2 protein-coding genes and 1 CRISPR repeat array are annotated in these 6,258 nt (G+C 56.6%); both genes read right to left on the bottom strand.

Features of this window, described 5'->3' with window-relative positions:
• On the bottom strand, positions 1-1,078 hold a 1,078-nt coding region (locus NP589_RS20995), incomplete at its 3' end, for an alpha/beta hydrolase (RefSeq protein WP_256608721.1).
• Positions 1,079-1,193: 115 nt separating this feature from the next.
• Entirely contained in the window at positions 1,194-5,090 is a 3,897-nt protein-coding gene (locus tag NP589_RS20990; protein WP_256608720.1) for a PAS domain S-box protein, read from the bottom strand.
• A gap of 253 nt (positions 5,091-5,343) precedes the next feature.
• A CRISPR array of direct repeats spans positions 5,344-6,225; the repeat unit is 28 nt; unit sequence GGTTCATCCCCGCGGGTGCGGGGAACGC.
• Positions 6,226-6,258 lie beyond the last annotated feature (33 nt).

Here is a 6,258-nt window from a genome sequence, read left to right as displayed (position 1 = left end):
ATTCCATGCCACCCATGCCGAATTCTCCGCGTCTCGCCCCGCTCAAGCCAAACCGCCCGCCCAGTTCGTTACCCGCCAGCAAGCGATGCCCGGCGCCGCGCAATAACAACAGATATTTGCCGCCGGCCGGAGCCTGCTCCCAAACCGCCGTGCGCACCGCGGCCGAACTGATGGCATACGGGTCGTTATCTTCGCTGCCGGTAATCGTCAGCATGGGCAGACGCAAAGCCTGAAACCGGCTGCGAACATTGCCTTCCGCCAAATCCACCGATGGGCTCAACACCATTGCAGCAACCGGCTTGAGTTCGTCGCTATGCGGCAGACCGGTGCCGAAATTCTCGCCCAAGGCCGCCGTCACGGTTTGTGCACCCAAATCGTAACCGGCCAGAATCACTTTGCTTAAGTCGGCTGACGCATACAGTGGTTGCCGCAGACCGGCTCGGGTTTGCACTTGCCGATAAGCCCAAAACAGTTGCTCCAAGCGGATTTTCAGATTCTCCACGGCAAAATATTGATGGCCGACGTAGCGCAACTCACTTTCGCGCGCGCTCCGCGATTGCCGACGCGGCTTGTCGCCAAACCAACCGCCGCTCGCCTGGTCCGGACGTAGTTCCATGTTTTCATCCGCCAGCTCTACATTCTCGTCGTCCGGTATCTCCTCGGGGTCGTCGAAGCGGCGTTCCGCCTCCAGGGCCTTTAAGGCTTGGCTAACCGGCACCGGCTGCATGCTAAACACCAGATAGCCGGCCTTGGCCCAGGTTTCCCGCCACAAACGCCCGGCTTTGGCATCTTCGCCCAAGCTGGGCAGATAAATAATCAAAGGATAACTGCCCGGCGTGCTCGGCCCGATCAGCTCCACTTCCAGCGCCGTTTGCTGATAAATCCAGACATCGTGCGTAGCATCAACAGCAAAACTCCGCGCGGTTTTGTAGGCACCATTGCCCAAGGCCTCGCTCAACTTTTCCTGCTGATCTTCTTGACTGGGCAGCGGCGGTCTGGACGAACAGGCGCTAAACAACAGCAGCGAGCAGCACAAGAGCAAGCGGCGCGATTTAAAGAATTTATGAGCTTGGGGCATGACTTTGCAACTCCGGCAAAAGGTCGGCGACAGGTTATCGATAAAGCCATTATCGCCGACAGATGACTAAATCGGCGTCAGTAAATTGTAAAAATGGGTAAACCCGCGTGGCTGGCTATGGGTATGGCTGGCGCTGCAAGACGTCCAAGGCTTGATCGAAAGCAAACACCTCGACATGCCGTGTCAAGGACGCAACTCCTTCGCGGCCCAAGGTTTGCCGTAATTGCTCCTGGTGTTTTTGTACATAAACTTGGGATTGAATATTGCCTTCCTCCAGCAATATCCGCAGACCTTCGACAACCGCGCGTAGTGCTTCTTCGGAATAACTAGGCTGCGAAATCTCTTGAGGCGCCGGCTCACTCGGCAACACCTCAAGAATCCGGGCGATGAAAGCGGCAAGCTGCTCGGTCAATTGCTTGAGCGGACGCTGCAAGGAATCGACCGCTTCAGCTGCTTGCTGTTTTAAGGCCAATTCGATGCCCTCGGCGGTCTGCCGGATGTGGGTTATTCCCAAAGTTGCGGCACTGCTTTTTAAGGAATGCGCTGCTCTTTGCGCGGACTCCCAATCGCCCACCGCCAATAACTGCCTGATATTCTCGGCTTCGGCCGCGTGCCGCTGCGCAAAATGCCGTAACTGGCGCAGATAAAACGGCAGCTTGTTTTGCAGATTGTGTAAACCCGCCTGTAGATCCAGGCCCGGGATATTCGCCAAGCGTTCGTGCAGCGCCGCGTTGCCGGCGTTTTGGTCGCCCGGTGTTTTAGAATCCCGGGCCGGATCGACCGTCGCCAGTGGCGGCATCCAGCGCAACATCACCTCGTACAGCACCTCGGGATTGACGGGCTTGGGAATATGATCGTTCATCCCGGCGCTCAGGCAAGCGCGTCTATCTTCGTCAAAAGCGTTGGCGGTCATCGCCAATATCGGCGTCTTGTCCCGCCCCGGCATACGCCGAATCGCCAAGCTGGCGGCGATGCCATCCATCTCCGGCATTTGCACATCCATCAGAATCAGGTCGTACGCCTGTTTTGCCGCCATTTCGCAAGCGCTGCGGCCATTTTCGGCCAAATCGACTAACACACCGGCCTCTTGCAACAACTCCAACGCCACTTCCTGATTAATCAGATTGTCTTCGGCCAACAACACCCGCCGCCCTTTCAGCTTGGATAGATCGGGACGCCGCGCATCAGCAGGTTTTTTTTGCCGCCATCCCGATAACGCCCCGGCAATCACATCGTGCAAGGCCGATAGCGTCACCGGCTTGGCTAGATGCCCAACAATCCCGGCGCTACGCAACTCCTCGGTGCTGCCGTCGTAGCTATAGGCGGTCACCAGTACAATTTTCGGTAAGGGCTCGCCGAGTATTTCGCCCATCCGGCGCGCGGTTTGAATGCCATCCATCCCCGGCATCATCCAGTCCATCAACACCAGATCGAACGGTGAATCGGCCTGCTGGGCATCGACAACATTTTGCACGGCCACCGGACCGGAATCGGCCACGCTCACCTGGGCTTCGAACCGAGTCAGCATGTGCGCGATAGCTTCGCGGGCCTCCGCCACATCGTCTACCACCAATACTTTTAAACCTTTCCGAATATCCGGCTTGGGTATTTGCTGCGCAGAACTCACAGCATATTCAAACGGTAATTCCAACCAAAACGTGCTGCCGCGCCTCAGTCCACTTTCCACGCCCACCGTGCCGCCCATCATTTCGATCAGGCGCTTGCTGATGGCTAACCCCAAACCTGTGCCGCCGAAGCGGCGCGACGTCGTCGCATCCGCTTGCTCGAAGGCTTGGAATAAGCGGCTGCATTGCTCGGCATTCATGCCGATGCCGGTGTCGCTGATTTCAAATCGTGCCACAATCCCCACCGGATTTTTGGCTATCAATTTAGCCCGAAACACGATATGCCCAATCTCGGTAAACTTGACGGCATTGCTGGCAAAATTAAGCAAAATCTGCCCCAGCCGCAGCGAATCGCCGCGTAACACCGCCGGTAGCGCCGGATCGATACGGTTTATCACTTCCAGACCTTTTTCGGCGGCGCGGTCGCAAATCAGGTCGTTCAAACTTTTAAAAACCTGATCGAGATCGAAATCGCCGATGTCCAGAACCAATTTGCCGGCTTCGATCTTGGAAAAATCCAAAATGTCATTGATGATGCCCAGCAAATGCCGGGCGGCAACGGAAATCTTGGCCAGCTGCTCGCGCTGCTTGGCGTCCAGCGGGGTATTTTGCAGCAAATGCGTCAAACCGATAATGGCGTTCATCGGCGTGCGGATTTCATGGCTCATATTCGCCAGAAATGCGCTTTTCGATACATTGGCCACTTCCGCCGCTTGCATCGCATCGGCCAACTGTTCGGTGCGCTCAACGACCAACTCCTCAAGATGTTCGCGATAGTTTTCCAACTCTTCGAGCATCTGTTTCTTCTCGGTGATGTCATCCTTGATCGCCATGTAATGACTAATCCGGCCGTCTTGCTGCCGAATCGGCGCCACGATAGCCGACTCCACAAACTCACGGCCATCCTTGCGCTTATTGATAAATTCGCCTTGCCAGGATCGGCCATGCGTTAAATTATCCCAAAGCTCGACAAAATACTCCGGCTTGGTCTTGCCCGATTTCAAAAGACTGGCATTTTGACCCAACAGTTCAGAGCGCGAATAGCCGGTGGTTTGGATCACCGCTTCGTTAACGTACTCGATCCGCGCATCCAGATCGGTGATAACAATACTCTCCGGGCTTTGCTCGACTACCAGGGATAATTTGCGTAGCGTCTCCTCCGCACGCTTACGCTCGGTGATGTCCATCAGAGTTGCCAATAAATTGTCGCCTATCGTAATACCGGAGATGATGGCAGTGCGCACCTCACCGCTTTTACAGGTCACTTGATATTCCAGCGATTCGATCGGTGCCTGCTGTTCTGCCGCGCGCCGCTGCAAATCCTGCCAGATATCGAACACGGTTTGCCGGTAAACCGGATCGGGATACGCCTTGCGCCACCAATCCTCGACAGTTGGGATGTCGGACAAGGTATAGCCAAAGGTGCGAGCGATAGACTGGTTCAAAGCCAACATGGTACCGTCCGCGGCGACCAGTGCCATCGGCACCGGCGCCACATCGAACAACTTGCGGAAATTAGCCTCGCTTTCCCGCAACGCCGCCTTGATACGCTTGCGCTCGGTAATGTCGCGCACTATCTTCGACGCGCCGATGACATTGCCTTCGCAGTCCTTGATCGCCGAAATCGTCGAGGCAACCTCGATCCGGCTGCCGTCCTTACGCACCCTTTGCGTTTCGTAATTGCTTATCCGCTCGCCGTTAACAATCCGCTGCAGCAGCTCGGTTTCTGTGGCCAGCAGTTCGGATGGAAACAGCAGCGTAATCGGCTGGCCGACAATTTCAGCGGCGCTGTAACCGAACATGCGTTCGGCCGCACCGTTCCAACTGGTGACGATGCCGTCCAAATTTTTGCCGATAATCGCATCGTCGGAAGAATTGACCAGCGCCGCCAACTGGGTACGCTCCGCTACCAAGCCCTGCTCAAGTAATACGTTCGCCGCTTTCAAAGCCTGCTCGACCCGTTCGCGTTCGGCAACCTCCTGTTGCAACTGTTCATTGGCCTCGCGCAACTGAGCGGGGCTGGGCAATTGCAGCGCTTTGGGAATCAACGGTATCAATACCGCCACCGTCACTACCGAGACCATCGCCGTCACGACTTTTGCAAAGGCATCGAGTCCGTAAAGTGGTTCCCAAATCACCACGACATCCATCAAATGCGTCGTGCCGCAGGCCAGAATGAACACTACAAACAGCCAAAGCACCCGGACATACGGAAAATCCCGTCGACGCCGTGCGAAATAACCCAAGGCAACCGGCAGTAAAAAGTAAGACAAGAATATCAAGCCGTCGCTAACCACGAAGGTCCACAGCAAACCCGGCGACCAGCTCAGGCAATAGCCGTGCGGCATGAAATTATTGTCGGTCAAGAATTTGAGAGCTTCATTCATAGCCGGGATGTCGGTTAAGCGTTAAATCGGCAAGTCGACTTCTTGAGCCACATGCCACCAATAAACCGCCATTTCTCTATGTAAGAGGCGGCTAAAGCGTTCTCGATAAAAACCACTACATGCAAAAATAGCAGCTAGCCAAAACAACGTAAAATTTGGGCCTTTAACTCTATCAATTAAATTCCGTCGACCTGTAATGTAACAGCGTTGGGGATCGCCGTGGCAAGCTGAGTGCGAAGTGGCTTTAAACAGCGGTTCATCCCCGCGGGTGCGGGGAACGCACAATCAACCGCGATATCGTCCGGCCGATTGCCGGTTCATCCCCGTGGGTGCGGGGAACGCAACACCAGCCGGGCGAAATCCTCGATCATGTTCGGTTCATCCCCGCGGGTGCGGGGAACGCATCTTTTGCCAGCTCTTTCGCGCCTTTTATTTCGGTTCATCCCCGCGGGTGCGGGGAACGCCGGATAAGTTGGTCTAATTGCTCGCGGGCTGGCGGTTCATCCCCGCGGGTGCGGGGAACGCAGTGCATCCACGTCGCGCACGTCAGCGGCCATCGGTTCATCCCCGCGGGTGCGGGGAACGCATGAGGCCCAAAACCACACGGTAGCAATCATTCGGTTCATCCCCGCGGGTGCGGGGAACGCCCATTTGGAGAAATTCAGCCGCAGGACGATGCTGGTTCATCCCCGCGGGTGCGGGGAACGCTTTCGTCACGAATGCGACGGGACTCGATAAAAGGGTTCATCCCCGCGGGTGCGGGGAACGCTAGAATTGCGTACCCTTATAAGTGATACGATCCGGTTCATCCCTGCGGGTGCGGGGAACGCCAGACTCTAAATAGTGACTTAGACGACGCTCCTGGTTCATCCCCGCGGGTGCGGGGAACGCTTGCAGCAGCTGTAAAATCGCCAGGCGGCGGGCGGTTCATCCCCGCGGGTGCGGGGAACGCAAATGCCCACGGTCTTTGCAGTGTGACGCGCGCGGTTCATCCCCGCGGGTGCGGGGAACGCGCTGGTTTCCAATTGCGTTACTAGGCGTAATCCGGTTCATCCCCGCGGGTGCGGGGAACGCTCCTTGGCGGCTTTGGCGGCGCGTTGCTGTTCCGGTTCATCCCCGCGGGTGCGGGGAACGCTACGCTATTATCCCTCCTGGACACGAGTACCCC

This window comes from Methylomonas rosea, from assembly GCF_024505055.1.
GTDB lineage: Bacteria > Pseudomonadota > Gammaproteobacteria > Methylococcales > Methylomonadaceae > Methylomonas > Methylomonas rosea.
Note: the sequence above shows the minus strand (reverse complement) of the source record. Positions and strands in the feature narration are given on the sequence as shown.

What these genes read in the sequence shown, in the direction of transcription:
- NP589_RS20990 (WP_256608720.1), bottom strand. Translation starts at nt 5,090, where the DNA reads ATGAATGAAGCTCTCAAATTCTTGACCGACAATAATTTCATGCCGCAC.